Here is a 21,687-nt window from a genome sequence, read left to right on the forward strand (position 1 = left end):
TTGTAACTACAGAATTATTATTCCAAACCCGATTGATTAATCTCTTTGTTCTGTCACAAAAAGCTCACATGTTGAGTAAATCTTTTGAATATTTTAAATACTTGGCAAACTGCCAAAGCTGTAAATGGCGATGAAATTAATGTGAAATTGGTGCCTTTGAAACGTCAACAAAATACCAATGCTGGTTTAATCTGGGTTGATGTTGGGCAAATGATTGAATTAGAAACAGGTGAGACATTTAACCTGAATCTAGATGGTAAAAGCTTCTATACTGGCCCAAACCAGCTATATCGCTTAGCCTGAAAGCAAAAAACAGCAGATCATCTGCTGTTTTTTTTGCCTAAAAAAAGCGGCTTAAGCCATTTCAAGGTGTTGATGCTTGTTCGCAACTTGAGCGTGATTTTTATATCGGTATTGCGCCGCACGGTGGTTATCGGGCAATTTCGCGCCTTGGCCGAAGAGTTTTTCACGCAAGGTTCCGTCAGCATATTCTGTTTGATATACACCACGACGTTGTAATTCTGGTACCACGTATTCCACAATATCTTCAAAACTCTTATGCGCCAATATGTAGGCTAAGTTAAAGCCATCGATACCAGTGTACTCAATCCACTCTTGTAAGCGGTCTGCCACGGTAGTTGGTGAGCCAACAATGACTGGGCCGTTACCGCCGACACTGGTCCATTTTGCAATTTCCTGAATCGTCCAAATTTTATCAGGATCTGCTTCTACATAAGATTGCAGCATGGATTGAATGGCATTGGTCTGAATGTATTCCACTTGATCGGTTGGTTTAAACTGCGAAAAGTCGACACCTGACCAGCCCGAAGCAAGCGTCAAACCACCATCATAGCTGCCATATTGCTGATATTCACAGAATTTTGCTTGGGCTTTTTCATCGGTCTCATCAACCACTATGGCCAGCATGGTATAGATCAGAACAGAATTCGGATCTTTGCCTTCTTTCACTAAATTATGACGAATACCATCTGCCAGCTTTTTTACAGCAATTTGAGTTGGTGCCGAGATGAAAACACATTCTGCATTTTGACTGGCAAACTGCTGTCCGCGTGCGGATGCGCCAGCTTGATATAAAACCGGTGTACGCTGGGGTGAAGGTTCGCAAATATGAATGCCAGGAACAGTAAAGTATTTTCCTTCATGTTGAATTGGATGCACTTTACGGTGATCGGCAAAAATCCCTTTTTGCTTATCGCGTAGCACAGCATCATCTTCCCAAGAACCTTCCCAGAGTTTATAGAGGACCTCTAAATATTCATCTGCAATGTCATAGCGGTTATCATGGCTGACTTGGGTTTTCAGACCTAGATTTTTAGAGCCACTTTCTAGATAAGAAGTCACAATGTTCCAACCTGCACGGCCTTTCGTCAGGTGATCTAAAGTGCTCATACGTCGTGCAAAAGGATAGGGATGTTCAAATGAAATCGAAGTCGTGACACCAAAGCCTAAATGTTTGGTGACAGCTGCCATTGCGGGAACAATTTGCAAAGGATCATTCACTGGCACTTGCACTGCGCCAGTCAGCGCATGTTCAGCAGAACCATGATAGACATCATAGATACCCAAAACATCTGCTATAAAGACACCATCAAATTTTCCGCGTTCTAAAATTTTAGCTAAGTCGGTCCAATATTCTAGGTCTTTGTATTCTGTAGAACGGTCTAATGGATGACGCCATAGACCGGGTGACTGATGTGCAATACAGTTCATTTCAAAGGCATTGAAGCGAATATTTTTAGACATGATTTTTTACTGGGTTATTTAATCTCTTGCATAAGAGGGTATATAAAAATACAGCTGCATTTATTAATAAAAAGTCAAAAACAAATCTGAATAAATGCTAATCATAATTTTTGAATACTTCATATATTCATATGGATAAGCAGATATTTTTTTTTTTGGTACGGCTTATAAAGATTTTGTTTGACAATTAAAAATGTAAATTCCATGTCATGAAAACTGATTTGTTTTGATGATAATTCTATAAATAATCAAAATAAAAAGTGCTAGCTTATTTGAATAATATCTAAACTGAGCATTTTAATAATGACTTCAAAAATTGAAATTAAACTAAAAGAGGCGCAAAACATTCCGCGCGATTTCTATCAATCTAACGGTTTAGCGCATATTATTCGATCTGATCAAGAAGCTATCGATGTTGCTGAACAATTAGCTGTGGAATTTACAAAAGAATCAGCTAAACGCGATCATGAACGCCGCTTACCTTTGCAGGAAGTACAGCAATATTCAGCATCAGGTTTGTGGGGCATTACTGTACCGCGTCAATTTGGTGGTGCAGGAGTGAGTTATAAAACCCTTGCAGAAGTGGTCAAAATTATTTCTAGTGCAGACTCATCCCTAGGACAAATTGCCCAAAACCATTGGGCCTTTGTCGAGCATATTCGTTTGGATGCAAATCTATCACAGCAAGAGTTTTTCTTTGATCAAGTCTTACAAGGTAAACGCTTTGGCAATGCATTTTCAGAAAAAGGTTCCAAAACAGTTGCAGATTTAACAACAGCCATTGAGTTTAAAGATGATCATGCGCTCATTAATGGTCAAAAATTCTTTGCAACAGGCGCTTTGCTTGCACATTGGATACCTGTGGTTGCAGTGAATGATGGAAAGCCTTATGCAGCCTTAGTACCCCAGCATACGCCGGGTTTAACCATTATTAACGACTGGAGTGGTTTTGGACAAAGAACGACAGTCAGCGGTTCTGTACTGTTGGACAATGTCAAAGTGGATTTAAATCACATTGTACCCATTCATCAAGCTTTTGAACGTCCAACGGCTGCGGGCGCTATTTCTCAATTCATTCAATCTGCTGTCGATGCTGGTATTGCGCGCGGGGCGATTAATGAAACGATTCAATATGTGCGCCAGCATGCACGTCCTTGGATTGATTCGGGCTTAGAAAAGGCGGTGCAAGATCCGTATACGATTGCCAACATCGGCGAGTTGAAAATTAAACTCCGAGCTGCAGAGGCAGTGTTGGCTTTGGCGGGTGAAGCGATAGACCGAGCCGTAGAGAACCCAACAGAAGAAACGGTGTCAGAGGCAACACTACTGACAGCAGAATCTAAGGTCCTGACGACTGAAATTGCGTTACTTGCGGCGAATAAACTATTTGAACTCTCAGGCACACGATCAACGTTGTCTGAGCTGAATTTAGATCGTCATTGGCGTAATGCGCGCACGCATACTTTGCACGATCCCGTACGTTGGAAGCTGAATATTGTAGGCAACTACTATTTAAATGATGTACCACCGCCGCGCCATGCTTGGAGTTAAGAGGAGAAGATTATGACGATTCAAAATAATAAACAGCCCTTATCTTTAGGTGCTGACTATGATCAAGTGGCCGCTAAGTTCCGTCCGATTTTTCAGAGAATTGCAGAAGGCGCTTTGGCGCGGGAACAAAATAGGAAACTGCCGTATGATGCAATTTCATGGTTAAAACAAGCTGGATTTGGTGCGGTCCGTGTACCCGTGGCTTTTGGCGGTGACGGGGTTTCACAAAAACAGTTGTTTCAGTTGTTAATTGAATTGGCTAAGGCCGATTCTAATGTTGTACAGGCATTAAGAGGTCATTTTGCTTTTGTAGAAGACCGTTTAAATGCGCAAAAAACACAAGATCAAACAGTTTGGTTTAAACGCTTTCTGCAAGGCGATTTGGTCGGTAATGCTTGGACAGAAATCGGAAAAGTTGAAATTGGAGATGTTGTTACCCGAGTTACTGAAAATGCGCAAGGTCAGCTAAGGGTCAATGGTCAAAAATACTATTCTACCGGAACAATCTTTGCAGATTGGATCGATCTATTCGCTTTAGATGAAACAACGAATCAACATGTTATAGCCGCAGTTTCAACACATGACGCTGGCATACAAGTATACGATGATTGGGATGGCTTTGGCCAAAAAACCACAGGCAGCGGCACACTGAATATTCAAGATGTCAGCATTGATCGTGATCATATTTTGCCGTTCGATCAGCGCTTTAAATATCAAACGGCGTTCTATCAGGTCGTGCATTTGGCAACGCTGGCAGGTATAGCACAAAATGCTGTGGACGTTTTCAGTAATGAAGTCCGTGAACGCACACGTATTTACAGCCATGGTAATGCTGATTTAGTTCGAGATGATGCACAAATTTTACAAGTGATTGGTAAGGCGTCGGCACAGTCTTATGCAGCTGAAGCAATTACACTTTGTGCAGCAGAAGCTTTGGATGTCGCATATTTAAGTCATTTTCAGTCTGATACCCAGTTGGATCAGCAAGCGAATGACCGTGCGGAGCTTGAATCCTCTAAAGGGCAAGTGGTCATATCAGAGTTGGTACTAAATTTGAGTAGTGAGTTGTTTAACGCCTTGGGTGCTTCAGCAAGCTCGACAACTAAACAGTTAGACCGCTTTTGGCGTAATGCTCGTGTAGTGTCATCGCATAATCCACTTATTTATAAACAGAAAGTCATTGGTGATTGGGAGATTAATCAAACGCCGCTACCATATGTATGGCAAATTGGTAATAGTCCAGCAGTTAAGCAACCTGTCATTGCTGCTTAATTAATATCTGAAGATGTTCACTGTGGATGAAAGTAAGTCCATAGTGAATTCCTTGTGAAATTATTTTTAAGTTTAAACTTTGTTTTTTTTAAGATTTTTAATGACGTTAATCTGCTATATGTAGGATGCAGTTCAATTGATAATCTGTTGAGATAGTCTGGTAAAAGGCTATGTCTTGATATCTGGATGTATTGTTTTAACCAAATATGACGGCAGGTTTAACTAAAGCCTAAGGGTTAGTAAGACCATTTTTTTAATTTTAAATCACTCACAGATGGGTTTTCACCAACCTCTAATATTTGAGCTTGTTCTGCGCGCCAGTCCCCTAAAACGATACGTAGTTTTCCATGCACATCATGTATTTGGGGCCGGTGGGTATGTCCATGAATCAGTAGATCGGCATGCTCTAAAGCTTTTTCTACAGCTTTGGCATTTACATCCATGATTTCATAAGATTTAACTTGCTTGGTTTCTGTACTTTTTTTGCGGAAGCCATTGGCGATTTTTTGTCGAATGCTAAGCGGTAAGATTTTTAAGAAACCTAAAAGCAAAGGATTACGAATCACTTTACGAAACTTTTGGTAAGACACATCATCGGTGCAAAGTAAATCTCCATGTTCAAGGCGAATTTTATAGTTGCTAATGTGGAGATAATCCACGTCTTGTAATAATTGACCGTGAAATTTATCTAAAAACTTTTGACCCAATGCAAAGTCACGATTACCTACTTGGAAATAAATTTGATTTCCCAAAGCAGTAAAATCTTTTAGCGCTGCAATGATTTCATCTAACCATGGGGCAGTAAAGTCATCACCAATCCAAGCATTAAACCAATCACCTAAAATATACAGCTGGGTATTTTGAGTTTTGTATTGTTCTAACAAAGCTAAAAACCCCCGAACGAGTCGAGGGTGTTCAGGTGACAAATGTAAATCAGCGATAAACAGATAGGTCACTAATCTTTTCCTTATTCTAAAAATCCCTCCCAGCCTCCCTTTGGAAAAGGGAGGAGTTCCGACATTTATTTCATATTGAAACTCCCTCCGTTATTAAAGGGACTTGCGCAGCAATGCTACTCAGGGAGGATTTAAAAATTACTCAGAAATGATTTTAGCTGATTCAATTACAACGTTCTCTAGAGGAACGTCTGCGTGGTAGCCACGGTTACCAGTGCGAACGCTTTTGATTGCGTCAACAACGTCAAGACCTTCAACTACTTTACCAAATACTGCATAGCCCCAACCTTGCGCTGTTTTACCAGTGTGGTTAAGGAAGGAGTTGTTTTTAACGTTAATAAAGAATTGAGCTGAAGCAGAATGAGGTGCTTGAGTACGTGCCATAGCGATCGTACCAACATCATTGCTTAAACCGTTGTCAGCTTCGTTTTCAATAGAATCACGAGTTGTTTTTTCTTTGAAGTTTTCATCCATGCCGCCGCCTTGGATCATGAAACCATCAATAACACGGTGGAAAATCACGCCGTCATAGAAACCATCGCGAACATACTGTAAGAAGTTTTCAGCAGTTTTAGGTGCTTTTTCAGTGTTAAGCTCAAGAACAATACGACCTTTATTGGTGTTTAATTCGACTTGAGGAAAACTCATTGTGTAATCTCCTGTACATGGACATGAAAGCCATGGGTTTTTTGGTTGTGAGAAGCATAAGCAAACTGTAAACTACAAGGCAAGTAAAAACGTTACTTTCTTTGTTAAAAATCAAGAAAAGCGTTTTAATTATCCTAATTTTATCTTTATAGAAGTGATTTTATTACCATGAAGCCAAACGATGTTGTTTCATCCCTGCCTAACAATCCGACAACCAAGAACAATGCCCCTGTCGAAGCTGCGCAGCAGGAACAACAGCCAGGCTTAGATTTTGTACGTCAAGTCATTACAGATGATTTATCTGCAGGTCGTACTGAACAAGTTGTAACACGTTTTCCACCAGAGCCAAATGGCTACCTACATATTGGTCATGTAAAAGCTATTTGCCTAAACTTTGGTATTGCTCAAGAATTTGCAGGTCTATGTAACCTCCGTTTTGACGATACAAACCCGGATGCCGAAGAGCAAGAGTATGTAGACGGTATTGCCAATGACGTCAAATGGCTAGGTTTTGAGTGGAATGGCGAGCCACGTTATGCATCTAGCTATTTTGATCAGCTTTACACTTGGGCAGTGCAATTGATTGAACAAGGTGATGCTTATGTAGATTTGCAGAGCCCTGAAGAAATCAAACTAAACCGCGGTAATTTTGTGGAGCCGGGTAAAAATTCGCCGCAACGTGATGCTAGCGTAGAAGAAAACTTAGCGCGTTTTGAACAAATGCGTAATGGTGAGTTGGGAGAAGGTCAGGCAGTACTACGAGCCAAAATTGATATGACTTCACCTAACATCCATATGCGTGATCCTATTTTGTATCGTATTTTGCATTCTGAACATCACCAAACTGGTGATAAATGGAAAATGTACCCAATGTACGACTATGCGCATCCATTATCAGATGCCATTGAAGGGGTTACGCATTCACTGTGTACACTAGAGTTTGTTGATCACCGTCCATTCTATGACTGGGTTGTCGAGAAAGTTAAATCACCATCTGTACCACATCAGTATGAATCAAGCCGCCTAAATGTAGATTACACCATTACCTCTAAACGTAAATTACGTAAATTGGTTGAAGGTGGTTTTGTGAATGGTTGGGATGACCCACGTATGCCTACCGTTGTGGGTATGCGCCGTCGCGGCTTTACTCCAGAAGGTCTACGTGACTTCTGTAAACGTGTAGGTGTAACGAAAGTTGATGGCAGTATCGTAGATGTTGCAATGCTTGAATACTGCATCCGTCAGTCTTTAGAAAATACTGCTTCGCGTGGCATGGCTGTGTTGAATCCACTCAAAGTGACTTTAACTAACTTGCCTGAAGCAATGGATTTGGTACATGCACGTCATCCAAATGTAGACATGGGTGACCGTATCATTCCGTTGACTCAAGACATTTACATTGATCGTAAAGACTTTGAAGAAGTTGCGCCTAAAGGCTTTAAACGTTTGATTCCGGGCGGTGAAGTGCGTTTACGTCATGCGTATGTGATTAAGTGTGATGAAGTAATTAAAGACGAGAACGGTGAAGTGGTTGAATTGAAATGTTCAATCGACCCTGAAACTTTAGGTAAAAACCCTGAAGGCCGTAAAGTGAAAGGTGTTGTACATTGGGTTTCTGCAAGCAAGGGTATTGCTGCGGAAGTTCGTATCTACGACCGTTTATTCACTGAATCAGACCCTGAAGTGGGTGATGACTTCCTTGCAAACTTAAATCCAGAATCACTTAAAGTGGTTCAAGCGGTCATTGAGCCTGCATTGGCAGAAGCAAAACCTGAAGATCGTTTCCAATTTGAACGTGAAGGTTACTTTGTTGCAGATCAGTTTGATCATACAGCTGAAAAACCAGTGTTTAACCGCATCTTAGATTTGAAAGACAGTTTTAAACCGGGTAAATAAAATCTTAGCTTTTAAATGGATTCATCTTTGAACCCTAAATAAGTTAAGATCAAGTAGGTTAAGATTAAGCTCAACTTCGGTTGGGCTTTTTTCATGCTTGAGATGGTTCATTAAGGCAGTACAGAGGGGAAATAAGTGATCATTCGAAATAAAAATAATAGCTTTAAACTTTTATTTGCATGGCATGGCACGATACTCCCAAAAGTCATGCCTGCGTTGGCTGTCGTCGTGAGTTTGTCGGCGATTTTGGTGTATCTAAGCGCTGCACACTACCTGAATACGCCTGAAGTTCCAGCCATCGGATTTACCATCTTTGGGGTGATTCTGTCGATTTTTTTGAGCTTTCGAAATACTGCCTGTTATGACCGTTGGTGGGAAGGGCGCAAGCTTTGGGGCTCATTGATTGCCAATACACGCCACATGATTCGTGATAGCCATGTACTTGAAGATGAGCAAAGAACCGTGTTGATGTACCGCATCATGCTGTTTTGCAATTTGTTACGTGATCGCTTACGCTATGAATCACAAGATATTGCACATTTTAAAGACGGCGTAGCTTTGACGGATCAGCAATGGCAGCAATGCCGAGACAATATCAATGCACCACAGTATTTACTTGAAATTATTCAAAAAGATTTAGTCAAAACCTATAAACAAGGTCAGATTACAGACATTATTTACAGCACGCTTACACGTCATACCGTAGCGATGGGTGATATCCATGCAGGCTGTGACCGTATCATGACCACGCCATTACCATTTTCCTATTCGGTGCTTTTACATCGTGCAGTGTATTCATTTTGTCTGATTTTGCCATTTAGCCTAGAGGCCAGTTTAGGGATATGGACACCTGTCATTGTGGCTTTGATTGCATATTTATTTTTAGGTTTGGATGCGTTAAGTGCAGAACTGGAAGAGCCTTTTGGCTTGCAGGAAAATGATTTACCGTTGGACTCAATTGTACGAAACATTGAGCGTGAAATGTATAGCAGCTTAGAAGTTGAACTTCCGCCGCTGATTAAGACTTTTAACAGTAATTTAAGATAAATTCTTGGCCTAATTTTCAGATAAATTCGGCGATACGTACCAAGCATATTGATGCTGAAAATAATCGTCCAAGTGTCGCATAAAAGCCTGTACTTTAGGCGGAACAAAATGTCGATGCGGAATTACCACATAGATTGCAGTACTTTGAATAGGGATCTTGGGTAGAACTTGGATGAGCTGGCCAGATTGTAAATCTTCATCCACATGCCAGATAGAGTGGTTCGAAATGCCTAAACCTGCAAGTGCTGCTTGGCGTATGCCTTCGCCTGAGTTGATATGAAATTGCCCTGAAACGGGTATTTTTATGCTGTGTTGATCTTGGAAAAATGTCCAATGCTGCGAAACACCCTTAGGGTATTTCTGCAAAATGCATTGGTGCATGGAGAGCTCTTCTAGGGAGTGAGGTTCGCCATGTTGTTCGATATAGCTAGGCGAGGCACACAAAATACGACGGTTTAAGCTGAGCGGTTTAGCAATCAGTGATGAGTCTTCTAACTGTCCAATACGTATCGCAACATCTAAACCTGCGGAGACCAAATCTAAATTTTGATCGGTCTGTTCAATATCCAAAGTCAATGTTGGATGCAACTTGGCAAAGGCTGCAAATACTGGCCCTAAAATACGATTTCCAAAAACTTCTGAACATGTGATTTTTAATACGCCGCTGAGTTGTTGTGGTTCAGGCTGAAATTGGCTCAGGAGAGAATTAAATTGTTCGAATAAGGGAAAACCTTGCTGCAATAAAACAGCACCTTCCTGTGTTAAATGTAGCTGCCGTGTAGTGCGATGAAATAAGCGCAGCCCTAAACTATGTTCAAGTCTGTGTAGACGGCTACTAGCGACAGAAACAGAGAGATTGGCTTCTTTAGCGGCTTGACTGATTGAACCCAGTGCCGCCATTCGTGTAAATAAGTCGAAATCTTCAGTTAGCATTATCAATATAATCAATAAAGTCTTTCTCGATATTCAGGGTTTTTCTGATAAATATCTGTACCTATTCTGTGTATAAATAAAACACAGGAAATCACCATGAACTATCACAATCTAGGGCAATCTGGCCTACAAGTTTCAGAGTTTGGTTTTGGAGCAGGTACATTTGGCGGGCAAGGCCCAATTTTCTCTGCATGGGGGCAAGCGAGCTTAAATGATGCTCAGCGCATGATTGATCTCTGTATTGATCAAGGCGTGAATTATTTCGATACCGCAGATGCTTATTCAAATGGTGCCTCTGAGCAGATGCTCGGTGCATTACTTCAATCAAAACGCCAAGAGGTGATTATTTCCAGCAAAGTGGGTATCCGATTGAATGATGGAATCAATCAAGGTGGATATTCTAGAAGCTATTTAATTCAAGCCGTGGAGGCGAGTTTAAAGCGGTTAGGCACAGATTATATTGATGTGCTGCAGCTGCATCAGTTTGATAGCACGACGCCACTTGAGCAGCTGATGCGCAGTTTAGATGACTTGGTACGTAGTGGAAAAGTTCGCTATATCGGTGCATCGAATTTTTCAGGCTGGCAGCTTATGAAAGCACAGTCGATTGCCCAACAGCATGGCTATGAAAAGCTAAGTGTGCATCAAGTCTATTATTCTTTGATTGGACGTGACTATGAATGGGAGTTGGTGCCTGCGCAGCATGATCAACAGATTGGTGCAGTGGTTTGGAGTCCGCTGGGCTGGGGGAGATTAACAGGAAAATTTGATCGTGAGCATGCGATTCCAAAGCAAAGTCGGCTGCATGAAACAGCACAATTCGCACCGCCAGTTCGACATGAAAAGTTATTTGCAGTGTTAGATGTAATGCAAGAAATTGCCATGGAAACAGGGCACTCTATCCCGCAGATTGCATTGAATTGGCTGAAAACCAGACCGACTGTGTCTAGTATTTTGATAGGCGCACGTAATGAACAGCAACTGTTGGATAACCTTGCGGCGAAGGAATGGTCGTTAAGCGTAGAGCAGTTAGCCCGATTAGACGCAGTCAGTGCAGTGTATCCACCTTATCCATACTATCCCTATTGGAATGTGGGCAATTTACAGAGAAGAATCCCACGCTAGTGACATCAGCCTTTATTTCAGAACATACAGCAGAATAGGGCAATAACAATTCAGTGGTAGGCAATGATCAGTTCTCTGTGCTATCACTGAATAAAATTAAAATACTGTAGGAATGCTGATGAGTGTCGTGATTGAAACCCAGATGTTAATTCGTAAGTCCATCAATATCGTATTTAATGCTTTTGTTGATCCTTTAATAACACAGCATTTTTGGTTTAGTGCATCGAGTGGCTATCTAGAAGAAGGTAAAACCGTGCAATGGACTTGGCAAAAATATAATGCAGTCGCCGATGTAGACGTGCTGAGTATTAAGGAAAACAAATTAATTCAAATACAGTGGGGAGAACCAAAAACTCAGGTCGATTTTATTTTTGAGCAAATTAGCCCGATGGAAACCTACGTTCGTATCAAAAACTCACAGATTCCTCTGCAAGGTCAGGCATTGATTGATTTTATTATTGATAGTACAGGGGGTTTTACAACGGTTTTGGATGCAGCCAAAATTTATTTAGAACATGGCCTGCAAAGCAATTTGGTTGAAGATAAATTTCCACCTTTTAGCAATGTGAAGAGTGACCAAAATTAAGCATTACATCTGATACGCCGTAAGCAAAATCTTGTGTATTGGCACAGGATCTCTAAGTAATGTCTGATGTATTGAAATTTGATAAAGCCACGGTTCAATGCTGCTGCAGTGAATTAACGATTTTTATGTTCTTCACGCTTTAAATAGGTATAAACCGGCATTTGCATTTTGGCTTTTTCGCGCAGTTTCTTTTTAATATAGAACACCAGTGCAAAGCAAGTGGTGGTCACGGTTAGCATCATACTGCTCATAAAGCTCATCAGAGAACTGACATAACCAATCGTGGTGAGTCGGTTCATCATACGGAACACTTGAGGACTACTTTCAACGCCGGTAATAGCCCATGTGCATAAGTGTTCACAGTTATTAATAATCAGATGATAGTTGTTTTCATGCATGCGAGAGCGCATACGACGCACCACTTTACGCCCTTTAAATTTTGGATTGCTATATGACTGAACGATAATTTTTTTGCCGTGGCTGAATTTTTCGATCGAAGTCATTTCAATTGGATGTTTTTTGAAAAGGTGTGCAAAACCAGAGTAGTGAATGACTCTACCGCGGCCGGCATATATACCATGATGGCTATAACCGAAGTGTTTAACAATCAGATGTGTTCCAAGAGGAAAACCATCTTTCTGCACATGCATGAATTTACCAGTCCTACTTTAAATCCGAATTATTTTTAAAGATTAGTCTACTTTTAATCTGTGAATTAATCGACTATTTTAGCGATGATTTAGCTAAAATTTGTTCGATTTTTAACGCGCGCTATGGATAGGGTCATGCTTAGTCTTCATTTAACCTCAATGTTTAAAAAAATGCGCTTTATGATGCTGCTCGGTCTGATTTTCTCACCGACTATTTCCTATGCCAATATTCAAGCGAAACGTGTCAGTCAGCCCATTGCAGTGGATGTGGTTGAAATTTCGGATTTGAGTAAACTAGAGCTCTATTTATATGATGCAGAGCAGCAGCCATATCGAGACCTACAGCGTTTAAAGCAGTCATTAGCGCGTAAATGTAATACGATGAACTTCGCAATGAATGCAGGGATGTATCATGCAGATTTAGCGCCTGTTGGTCTTTACGTTGAAAATGGGCTGCAGAAAAAAGCCTTGAATCGTGCAACACGAGGCTTTGGTAATTTTTTAATTCAGCCGAATGGTGTTCTAGCATGGAATGACAAGCAAGCGGTGATATTAACTACACAAAAATATGCTTCCACAGATTTTAAGGCACGTTATGCAACGCAGTCAGGTCCAATGCTGGTGGTAGATGGAAAAATCAATCCAAACTTTATCCCACAGTCAGATTCATTGAAAATCCGCAATGGCGTGGGGATCAAGAACGGGAAGTTGTATTTTGTGATCAGTCGTGAAGGCGTGTCGTTTTATGCATTTGCACAATATTTTAAGCAGCAATTATCGATTAACAATGCCTTGTATTTAGATGGATCTGTGTCTAGTGCAGATATTCAAGCATTGAATAGACATGATTCAAGTTTGAAACCTTTAGGGCCAATTGTAGCGTATACAACAGCATCTCAATGCAAACAATAAAAGCCCGAATAATCGGGTTTCATCTGTACAGTGTTTAGATTGATAGAAACTACTGTTTATTTGCCGACTAAACCTAAAAAGGTACTTTGGGTTTGGCACATTTGAATGGCTTGTTCTTTAGATTGTTTTTTAATACTTTCTTCAAACTGTTTTTTCTGTTCTTTGATTTGTTCTTCGTTTAAGCCCATTTGTTTCGACAAGGCTTCGAGTTTATCCCAGGATTCTTCGCATTCTTTGGGGATTTGGCTACAAGCACTTAGACTAAGTATACAGCAGGTAACAAGGCAATTTGTTAATTTATTCATGTGCATTCCTTTAGTTTTTATATCAATGCTGTTTAGAGGTCATCTGCCTCTAATTTAGTGCAATATTAGGTTTTATTGTCGTGTGTTTAAAAATTAGACATCACTGAGTTGCCTTGGAGCATAGCATAAAAGCTGTAAATAGCGATGTGGCCAATCCACAAAACCTGATCTGTAAATAAGCGGCATACTTTTGATTAGACTAAAAAATGAAAAAGGCACTCTGTAAAACAGAATGCCTTGTTTGAACATTGAATGTTCAGACTCTACTGTAGAGGTAGATGCTGGATTTCATTTAATTCCTTACGGCTATAACCGCGCGAAGCGAGTACTTTTTTGATACCGAGGATAACATCTTCATCCGTTGCCTTTGTAAGAGCAGCAATAAGCTGTTCATTGGTTTTACAAGAGCAATCATTTTCAACACAGGCAATTTGATTCTTATGCCCGTTTTGATGTTCTGTAGCGAACAACTTATGCCAAAAACTCATAGAGCCTTCATTTGCGACCTAACATAGGACGAAATATAACCAATCCAATAAATAAAGCAAGACTACTAAAGTGATATTTTAGCCAGTTGAATGATCATTTTTTCGATTGGACTTTTAGAATCTTTGCCTAATTGATATAAAAAGGCATCCATTGCACTGCATGTGGCGAGAAAATAAAGCTTTTTTAGCATATAAAAAAGGAGCTTTTAGAAAGCTCCTTTTATGACAACAACATGACTTGAAATAATTTGTTTAAATCTTCTCAAGAAACACACCAGACTCTACATGGTGTGTATAAGGGAATTGATCAAACAAGGCAAATTTACTGATTTTATGCGTTTGTGAAAGCAGTTTAAGATTGTCATGTAAAGTATCTGGGTTGCATGAAATATAGATAATGCGTTCAAAACGTTGCAACAGTTTTAGTGTTTCATCATCGATGCCTGCACGCGGTGGATCGACAAATACCGTATCGAAGTTATAGCTTGAAATTTCAATTTCAGCTTCTTCAAGGCGGCGGAATGTACGTTCAGCATTGTAGGCTTGGGTAAACTCTTCAGCTGATAGACGAGCCACTTGGATATTATTAATGCCATTTTGCTCAATATTCCACTGTGCTGCATAGACTGAAGACTTGGCTAATTCTGTTGCCAAAACGCGATTAAAGCGTGTTGAAAGAGGCAGCGTGAAATTACCATTACCACAGTAGAGCTCAAGTAAGTCTTTGTCTGAATGATCGGCAGCCTGACACGCCCATTCCAGCATTTTTTGACATACGCCGGCATTGGGCTGCGTGAAGCTACTTTCGATTTGTTTGTACTGATATTTACGGTCAAATACTTGGAGTTCTTCAATCACATAGTCATCAGTCAAAATCACGCGTTGACCACGACTACGACCATAAATCTTGATATTGAGCTTTTCAGACAGCGCTTTGGCAGCAACTTCCCATTCAGCATTTAGCGGGCAGCGGTAAACCAATGAAACCAGCATTTCACCTTTCAGCGTCGCTAAGAAATGAACTTCAAATAATCGGCTAGATAAGATCTCTTGTGCCTTGAGTTCATTTAATAATACGGGCATTAAATCATTAATGCTTTTATCTGCAATCGGGAAATCTTTAATTTCGACAACTTGTTTTTCATTGTCTGCATTGCGTTCAAACATTGCATAGAACATATCATTTTCAGTATGCCAAATTCGGAATTCCGCTCGCATACGAAAGTTTTGTTCAGCAGAAGGAAAAACTTCTAAAGAGGGAGGGTTGTATTCTGAAAATTGAGCCGTAATGCGGGCAACTTTGGCATCAAGTTGTTGCTGATAAGTTGAAGTCATATGCAGTAAAAAATCGCAAACATATTAAAAAAAGTCATGTTAGCAAAATTCACCTTATAAGACTAAATTAATTCCACTTTTGGCTGTATTTATCTGTCGAGAAAATGAGTCTGAATGCGCTAAACAGAATATTTATCTAGGGGTAGTTAAAAAAACGCTCAATCTTTATGGAACATTCATAAAGATTGAGCTAAGTGAGGAACTGATTAGTTGGAGTTCATTTGAATGTTTAATTCATCGTCATTAAGCTGGCATTACCACCGGCTGCCGCAGTATTGACACTGATTGCACGCTCAATCACAAAACGTTCTACAGGGATGTCATATTGGCCTGAAGCTAAATGCGTAATACCAATAATTGCACCTTCACGAGACGCGATGACTTGTTGAATTTTCAACAACTCGGCTTTTTCACCATGATGTAAAACTGCATCAAAATTGCCATGATAAAGATCCGTGATCACTTTAAATTGGTCTACGAGGATTTTTGGCATGCTATTTAAGTGTTTCAACACAAAAGTATTGTCTGCAAGTACAACAGGCTGACTACCCACCGATAAAATCGCAGCAATTTGATTCAGTTGATCTGCATCATTATTAGCCAATGAAAGCACACCTTTACGTGCCAAAATGGCATATTGGTTGTTTTCACCAGTTGGGCCTTGCAGTTCAAAACTTTGTCCTGCAGCTATGGCCTGCGGTGCTTGAATAGCAATGCCTGCAAAATGCTGCTTCGCCCAAGTGTTAAAAGCTTCATATGCAGGGAAGTGTGCAGCTCGCGTTTCTGCCTGAGCCGCATAAGGTGTAGCCAGTTTTTTCTCAGAAATTTGATGCATTAAACGGTAAAGATATAAAGGACCGCCAGCTTTTGGACCTGTACCTGATAAGCCTTCGCCGCCAAAGGGTTGTACACCAACCACAGCACCTACAATATTACGGTTAATGTACAGGTTGCCGACTTCTGCATGACTGATGACTTTTTGAATCGTGTCATCAATACGTGTATGCAAGCCCATGGTTAAACCATAACCTTTGGCATTAATTTGTGTTAATAGGTTTTCAATCTCACCATATTTGTAGGTAATTAAATGCAATACTGGCCCAAAAACTTCGCGTTCTAAATCATTTAAATTTGGCAGTTCAATCAAAGTTGGTGCAACGAAAGTTCCCGTACTTAAGGCATTGCTATCAGCATTAAACATGATTTGATGTACTGGATAGCCTTTGCTACGCATCTTCTCAATATGTTTTTCAATATTTTGCTGTGCTTCAAGGTCGATCACTGGGCCAATGTCAGTTGCTAAAAGTGCAGGATTTCCGACACGAAGTTGCTTCATCGCACCTTGTAACATGGTACGGACAACGTCCACATTATCTTCTTGTACACAGAGAATACGTAGGGCAGAACAGCGTTGACCTGCACTGTCATAGGCAGAGTTAACGACATCCAATACCACTTGTTCTGTCAATGCAGATGAGTCAACAATCATGGCATTTTGACCGCCAGTTTCAGCAATCAATACCACGCTTTCGCCAAATTGGTTTAAGCGCTTTGCCACGGTTTTTTGCAAGATACGTGCGACTTCCGTTGAGCCAGTAAACATGATGCCTTGGACACGTGAGTCCGCGCTGAGTTTGGCACCAATGGTTTCGCCACGGCCAGGAAGGAGTTGCAATACATCGAAGGGAACACCTGCTTCCCATAAAATATGTACAGCTTGAGCAGCAATCAGTGGCGTTTGTTCAGCAGGCTTGGCAATCACGGTATTACCTGCAACCAAGGCTGCAGCAATTTGACCTGTGAAAATAGCAAGCGGGAAGTTCCACGGGCTAATGCATAGCACAGTGCCAAGAGGTTCAATTTGCGTATTTTTAGCTAGATCAATCATTTGAGCTGCATAATAACGTAGGAAATCTACAGCTTCACGGACTTCAGCAATAGCATTGGCATAGGTTTTACCGCTTTCACGTGACAACAACACCATGAGAGATTGCAATTGTGCTTCCATCAAATCCGCCGCACGGTTTAAGCATGCTGCACGCTGGTCTTTGGCTAAAGTTTTCCATGAAGCTTGGGCATTTACCGCATTATTGAGAGCGATTTCCGCTTGTTCTAAACTGGCTTCGCTGACAGTGCCGATTACATCACTACGGTTTGCAGGGTTCGTAATGTTGATGGGTGCAGTGTGAATTTCATCTAAATTAGCACCCATTGCACTGGCATGCCATTGGGTATGCGCATGCTGTACTGCCGTGGTATTGAGCTGAGATAAGTCGCGATCATTGGCTAAATCGAGTCCTTTTGAGTTGCGACGTTCTGTGCCATACAAATCTTGCGGAAATGGGATAGAAGGATGCTTAGCTCCAGTGATACCTTCTTTTTCAGCCGTCGCTAATATCGTCTGTCTTGGATTTTCAATTAAATCTTCAATTTTTAAATTTTTATCTGCAATACGGTTGACGAAAGAGGTATTCGCACCATTTTCCAGTAAACGTCGAACCAAATAGGCCAATAAGGTTTCATGGTTACCCACTGGTGCATAAATACGACACGGCACACCCAGTTTGTTATCAGACTTCGAACCCACCACTTGTTCATAGAGGGGTTCACCCATGCCGTGAAGGCACTGAAATTCATACTGGCCTGGATAGTAAAGCTCTGGCTGTGCTAATTGGTAGATCGTAGCAACGGTTTGCGCATTGTGTGTTGCAAACTGAGGATAAATTTGCTCAGGCGCTGCTAAAAGTTTTTTAGCACATGCAATATAAGACAGGTCGGTATGAACTTTGCGCGTAAATACAGGATAGTCACTCATACCTTCAATTTGCGCTTTCTTAATTTCGCTGTCCCAGTATGCACCTTTCACTAAGCGGATCATTAAACGTTTTTGGCTACGCTTAGCGAGGTCAATAATATGGTCGACCACATAGAAACAGCGTTTTTGGTAGGCTTGAATCACAAATCCAATACCTTTCCAGTCTGCTAATTTAGGCTCAAAACACAGGCGCTCAAGTAGTTCCAAAGAAATTTCTAGGCGGTCAGTTTCTTCAGCATCAATGTTTAGACCAATATTGTAATGCTTTGCTAATACTGCAAGTTCAAGCACTTTGCCATAAAGTTCGTTATGCACACGGTCGATCTGTGAACGTTGATAGCGCGGGTGTAGGGCAGACAATTTGATCGAAATACCTGCGCCGTTATAAACATCCTTACCTTCAGAGGCTTGACCAATCGCGTGGATCGCATCGGTATAGTCTTGATAATAACATTCTGCATCAGGTTCAGTTAATGCTGCTTCACCCAACATGTCATATGAATAGCGGAAGCCTTTGTCTTCTAAAATTTCTGCATGTTTAATCGCTTCATTGATGGTTTCACCTGTAACAAACTGTTCGCCCATCATACGCATAGCCACGTCGACAGCTTTACGGATAATGCCACGACCACTGCGTGCTAAAATACCGGTGAGTAGGGTAGACAGACTTTTTTGTTGAGGGGTTTCCATTAGTTTGCCCGTCAGCATTAATCCCCAAGCAGCAGCATTAACGAACATGAGGCTACTTTGGCCAACATGATCTTTCCAGTTACCTTGGTTGATTTTATCTTTGATCAGTAAATCACGTGTTGCTTTGTCTGGAATACGGAGTAGCGCTTCAGCTAAACACATGAGCGCGATGCCTTCCTGAGAAGACAATGAAAACTCTTGTAGCAAGCCTTGTACAATGCCTGCTTTACCTGTACCGCTTTTACGTTCACGTAATGAATGGGCTAAGTCAAAAGCCAATTGTTGAATTTGATCGCTGATCGGGGAAGGGATTTCACTGTGTGCTAATAAGTTTTCAATGCACTCAGTTTCAGCACGACGCCATGCTGTATTAATCGATTGTTCAAAGCTATTCTTGTCTTTAAATTCAGTGATGTAGTCATCGCTTCCCGTGACTTCAAATACTTTTCCATTCATGTTTCAATTTTCCGTGTCAAAGTTCTATGACGAGCAAATAAATCTTGAGCTTGATCCTTTATTTAATTTATCATCACAGAATATTTAGCGAATAACTCACTATAGTTTTAATAATATTTAGAGAAAAATTCAGATGACTAGCCCATATTTGAGCTTAGACCGTATAGATATTCGAATTTTAGAGCTGCTGCAAGAAGACGGAAAATTGTCCAATATTAAGCTTGCGGAAATGGTGAATTTATCACCCACTGCGGCGTTGGCACGTGTGCAAAAATTATCGAAAGATGGCTTTATTTTAGGCTATGAAGCACGTTTAAATCCGGTCTTACTCAACAATGGATTTGTGGTTTTTGTGGAGATTTTACTAGATAAAACTACGCCCAATGTATTGGAAGATTTTTCGGATGCAGTGCGTCAAATTCCAGAAATCGTAGAATGTCACATGATCAGCGGTGGTTTTGATTTTGTGGTGAAAATACGCTGCGCAAATATGGAAGAATTTAGAAAAATTTCAGGGCAGGTGCTTTGGCAATTACCTGGTATCAAGGAAACGCGTAGTTATCCTGTGATGGAAGTGATCAAAGAAAGTATGCAAATTAAGCTGAAACCTGCAGCTCGGCCGAAGTAGCTAATCATCAATAATTGAGTACTAAAAAGGGGCATTTAGCCCCTTTTTAGTGTCAAAAATTTTAGATTTCAGACATTTCTTTTTGATATTGCGCTTCGGCTTTTTCAAAGCGTTCAACCACATCCGCTTCTGGTGCTTTGCCCAATAAGCTCACGACAACGATACTGATCGCAGAGAAAATAAAGCCTGGAATGATTTCGTATAAACCAAGGTGGCCTAAGTAGTTTTTCCACACGATGACAGTCACAGCACCCACGATCATGCCAATGATAGCTCCGTTAAGCGTCATACGTTTCCACAGCAATGAAAGAATAATCAGCGGGCCAAATGCAGCACCAAAACCTGCCCATGCATAAGCCACTAAGCCTAAAACTTTACTTGCAGGGTTCATTGCAAAGGTGATTGCAAATACGGCAATTGCCAAGACCATCGCACGTCCAATCCAAACCAATTCTTTTTGCGATGCATTTTTACGAATAAATCCTTTGTACAAATCTTCCGTCAATGTTGTTGAACACACCAATAACTGACAGCTAAGTGTGCTCATCACCGCAGCTAAAATTGCGGCTAAAATAATCCCAGCAATCCACGGATTGAATAGAATTTTAGTCAACTCCATAAATACCGTTTCAGGGTTGGCATTAACGACACTTGCCAGTTCTGGGTGGACTTGGAAGTAAGCAATACCGATATAACCCACTGCTACAGCACCGCCTAGACACAGGATCATCCATGTCATACCAATGCGTCGAGCATTCGGAATGGATTTAACAGAATCGGCTGCCATAAAGCGAACCAAAATATGCGGCTGACCAAAATAGCCTAAGCCCCATGCCATGCTGGATAAAATCGCAACTGTACTTAAACCTTCAAATAAATTAGAAGCTTGTGGGCGAGCTGTTTCCAAAACAGCAGCAAGATTTTGACTGTTATCACCTAAAGCAAGGTAGGCGATGATCGGTGTGATCAGCAGTGCAAAGATCATCAGACCCGCTTGGAAAGTATCGGTCCAACTGATCGCTAAGAATCCACCAATACAGACATAGCTGATGGTTGCAATTGCACCAATCCACAGTGCTGTTGTGTAGTTCCAACCGAATAAACTTTCGAAAAGTCGTGCGCCAGCCACCATGCCAGAAGCACAGTAAATCGCAAAGAACACTAAAATCACTACAGCTGAAATGATACGTAAAATCTTTTTACGGTCTGCAAAACGGCTCGTGAAATAATCGGGCAGGGTCAGGGCATTATTTTGATATTCGGTATGAACACGCAAGCGACCAGCAACGATCAACCAGTTCAACCAAGCACCGATAATTAAGCCGATTGCAATCCAAGCTTCGGAAAGACCAGATAGATAAATTGCACCAGGGAGACCCATGAGTAGCCAACCACTCATATCGGATGCACCTGCTGAAAGTGCAGTCACAACACTTCCTAAACTTCGTCCACCTAAAATGTATTCGTCAAAGTTATGCGTAGCTTTGTAGGCATACAAACCAATGGCAAGCATTGCAAGAATATAAAAAATAAAGGTGACTAATGTCGGGTTTAAATGGCTCATAGGCGGTTCATCCTTAATGAAAGCAAATCATCTCTGTCCTAGATGAAAATTTGTACTTCTGTCGTA

Annotated in this window: 18 protein-coding genes and 1 pseudogene; 9 read left to right on the forward strand and 10 right to left on the reverse strand. The window is 40.9% G+C overall.

Annotated elements, in window-relative coordinates; genetic code table 11:
• The first annotated feature begins 84 nt into the window (after nt 1–84).
• Nucleotides 85–303: a transposase gene (locus tag FTV27_RS10550; protein ID WP_111883736.1), complete on the forward strand. Its 219-nt coding sequence runs from the start codon at nt 85–87 to the stop codon at nt 301–303.
• 51 nt (nt 304–354) lie between these two features.
• Here the strand turns inward: FTV27_RS10550 and FTV27_RS10555 are convergent, their stop codons facing one another.
• The gene (locus tag FTV27_RS10555; RefSeq protein WP_180078418.1) at nt 355–1,764 is read right to left on the reverse strand and encodes an LLM class flavin-dependent oxidoreductase; all 1,410 of its coding nucleotides are present in this window, start codon (nt 1,762–1,764) and stop codon (nt 355–357) included.
• A gap of 303 nt (nt 1,765–2,067) precedes the next feature.
• Between FTV27_RS10555 and FTV27_RS10560 the strand changes: the two genes are divergently transcribed.
• Nucleotides 2,068–3,315, forward strand: a complete 1,248-nt coding sequence (locus tag FTV27_RS10560) for an SfnB family sulfur acquisition oxidoreductase (RefSeq protein ID WP_180078420.1) — start codon at nt 2,068–2,070, stop codon at nt 3,313–3,315.
• 12 nt (nt 3,316–3,327) lie between these two features.
• Nucleotides 3,328–4,587, forward strand: coding sequence for an acyl-CoA dehydrogenase family protein (locus FTV27_RS10565; protein ID WP_180078422.1), 1,260 nt, complete (start codon nt 3,328–3,330; stop codon nt 4,585–4,587).
• A 236-nt stretch (nt 4,588–4,823) separates the two neighbouring features.
• On the opposite strand, the gene FTV27_RS10570 is transcribed toward FTV27_RS10565, so the two are convergent.
• Together FTV27_RS10570 and FTV27_RS10575 are read right to left on the reverse strand one after the other, a co-directional pair.
• The gene (locus FTV27_RS10570; protein WP_180078424.1) at nt 4,824–5,543 is read right to left on the reverse strand and encodes a UDP-2,3-diacylglucosamine diphosphatase; all 720 of its coding nucleotides are present in this window, start codon (nt 5,541–5,543) and stop codon (nt 4,824–4,826) included.
• 138 nt (nt 5,544–5,681) lie between these two features.
• Entirely contained in the window at nt 5,682–6,191 is a 510-nt protein-coding gene (locus FTV27_RS10575) for a peptidylprolyl isomerase (protein WP_078193500.1), read from the reverse strand.
• A gap of 168 nt (nt 6,192–6,359) precedes the next feature.
• Here FTV27_RS10575 and FTV27_RS10580 point away from each other — a divergent pair, with 168 nt between their 5' ends.
• Both FTV27_RS10580 and FTV27_RS10585 read left to right on the forward strand, forming a co-directional pair.
• Nucleotides 6,360–8,087 (forward strand): glutamine--tRNA ligase/YqeY domain fusion protein, encoded by a 1,728-nt coding sequence (locus tag FTV27_RS10580; RefSeq protein WP_078193499.1) that lies wholly within the window; start codon nt 6,360–6,362, stop codon nt 8,085–8,087.
• A 135-nt stretch (nt 8,088–8,222) separates the two neighbouring features.
• Entirely contained in the window at nt 8,223–9,134 is a 912-nt protein-coding gene (locus FTV27_RS10585; protein WP_180078426.1) for a bestrophin family protein, read from the forward strand.
• A 9-nt stretch (nt 9,135–9,143) separates the two neighbouring features.
• On the opposite strand, the gene FTV27_RS10590 is transcribed toward FTV27_RS10585, so the two are convergent.
• Complete coding sequence (locus tag FTV27_RS10590) at nt 9,144–10,067, reverse strand: LysR family transcriptional regulator (RefSeq protein ID WP_180078428.1); 924 nt, start codon at nt 10,065–10,067, stop codon at nt 9,144–9,146.
• A gap of 96 nt (nt 10,068–10,163) precedes the next feature.
• On the opposite strand from FTV27_RS10590, the pseudogene FTV27_RS10595 reads away from it, so the two are divergent.
• Together FTV27_RS10595 and FTV27_RS10600 are read left to right on the forward strand one after the other, a co-directional pair.
• Nucleotides 10,164–11,230: pseudogene (locus tag FTV27_RS10595) on the forward strand (aldo/keto reductase).
• A gap of 80 nt (nt 11,231–11,310) precedes the next feature.
• The gene (locus tag FTV27_RS10600) at nt 11,311–11,778 is read left to right on the forward strand and encodes an SRPBCC domain-containing protein (RefSeq protein WP_373687149.1); all 468 of its coding nucleotides are present in this window, start codon (nt 11,311–11,313) and stop codon (nt 11,776–11,778) included.
• Between the two features lie 113 nt (nt 11,779–11,891).
• On the opposite strand, the gene FTV27_RS10605 is transcribed toward FTV27_RS10600, so the two are convergent.
• Nucleotides 11,892–12,428: a lecithin retinol acyltransferase family protein gene (locus FTV27_RS10605; protein ID WP_078193494.1), complete on the reverse strand. Its 537-nt coding sequence runs from the start codon at nt 12,426–12,428 to the stop codon at nt 11,892–11,894.
• A gap of 135 nt (nt 12,429–12,563) precedes the next feature.
• Between FTV27_RS10605 and FTV27_RS10610 the strand changes: the two genes are divergently transcribed.
• The gene (locus FTV27_RS10610) at nt 12,564–13,340 is read left to right on the forward strand and encodes a phosphodiester glycosidase family protein (RefSeq protein WP_257230013.1); all 777 of its coding nucleotides are present in this window, start codon (nt 12,564–12,566) and stop codon (nt 13,338–13,340) included.
• Between the two features lie 56 nt (nt 13,341–13,396).
• Here the strand turns inward: FTV27_RS10610 and FTV27_RS10615 are convergent, their stop codons facing one another.
• From FTV27_RS10615 to putA, 4 genes are all read right to left on the reverse strand, one after another.
• Nucleotides 13,397–13,645, reverse strand: coding sequence for a hypothetical protein (locus FTV27_RS10615; protein WP_180010125.1), 249 nt, complete (start codon nt 13,643–13,645; stop codon nt 13,397–13,399).
• Nucleotides 13,646–13,908: 263 nt separating this feature from the next.
• The gene (locus tag FTV27_RS10620; protein ID WP_180078432.1) at nt 13,909–14,133 is read right to left on the reverse strand and encodes a hypothetical protein; all 225 of its coding nucleotides are present in this window, start codon (nt 14,131–14,133) and stop codon (nt 13,909–13,911) included.
• Nucleotides 14,134–14,385: 252 nt separating this feature from the next.
• Entirely contained in the window at nt 14,386–15,468 is a 1,083-nt protein-coding gene (gene trmA, locus FTV27_RS10625; protein ID WP_180078434.1) for a tRNA (uridine(54)-C5)-methyltransferase TrmA, read from the reverse strand.
• A 229-nt stretch (nt 15,469–15,697) separates the two neighbouring features.
• Nucleotides 15,698–19,429, reverse strand: a complete 3,732-nt coding sequence (putA, locus tag FTV27_RS10630) for a trifunctional transcriptional regulator/proline dehydrogenase/L-glutamate gamma-semialdehyde dehydrogenase (RefSeq protein ID WP_180078436.1) — start codon at nt 19,427–19,429, stop codon at nt 15,698–15,700.
• A gap of 133 nt (nt 19,430–19,562) precedes the next feature.
• Here putA and FTV27_RS10635 point away from each other — a divergent pair, with 133 nt between their 5' ends.
• A complete protein-coding gene (locus tag FTV27_RS10635) occupies nt 19,563–20,057 on the forward strand; it encodes an Lrp/AsnC ligand binding domain-containing protein (RefSeq protein WP_180078438.1) in 495 nt (164 codons plus the stop codon).
• A gap of 61 nt (nt 20,058–20,118) precedes the next feature.
• Here the strand turns inward: FTV27_RS10635 and putP are convergent, their stop codons facing one another.
• On the reverse strand, nt 20,119–21,621 hold the full coding sequence (gene putP / locus FTV27_RS10640) for a sodium/proline symporter PutP (RefSeq protein WP_180078440.1): 1,503 nt from the start codon (nt 21,619–21,621) through the stop codon (nt 20,119–20,121).
• Nucleotides 21,622–21,687: the final 66 nt, after the last annotated feature.

Source organism: Acinetobacter sp. YH12251 (assembly GCF_013417465.1).
GTDB classification, from domain to species: Bacteria; Pseudomonadota; Gammaproteobacteria; order Pseudomonadales; family Moraxellaceae; genus Acinetobacter; species Acinetobacter amyesii.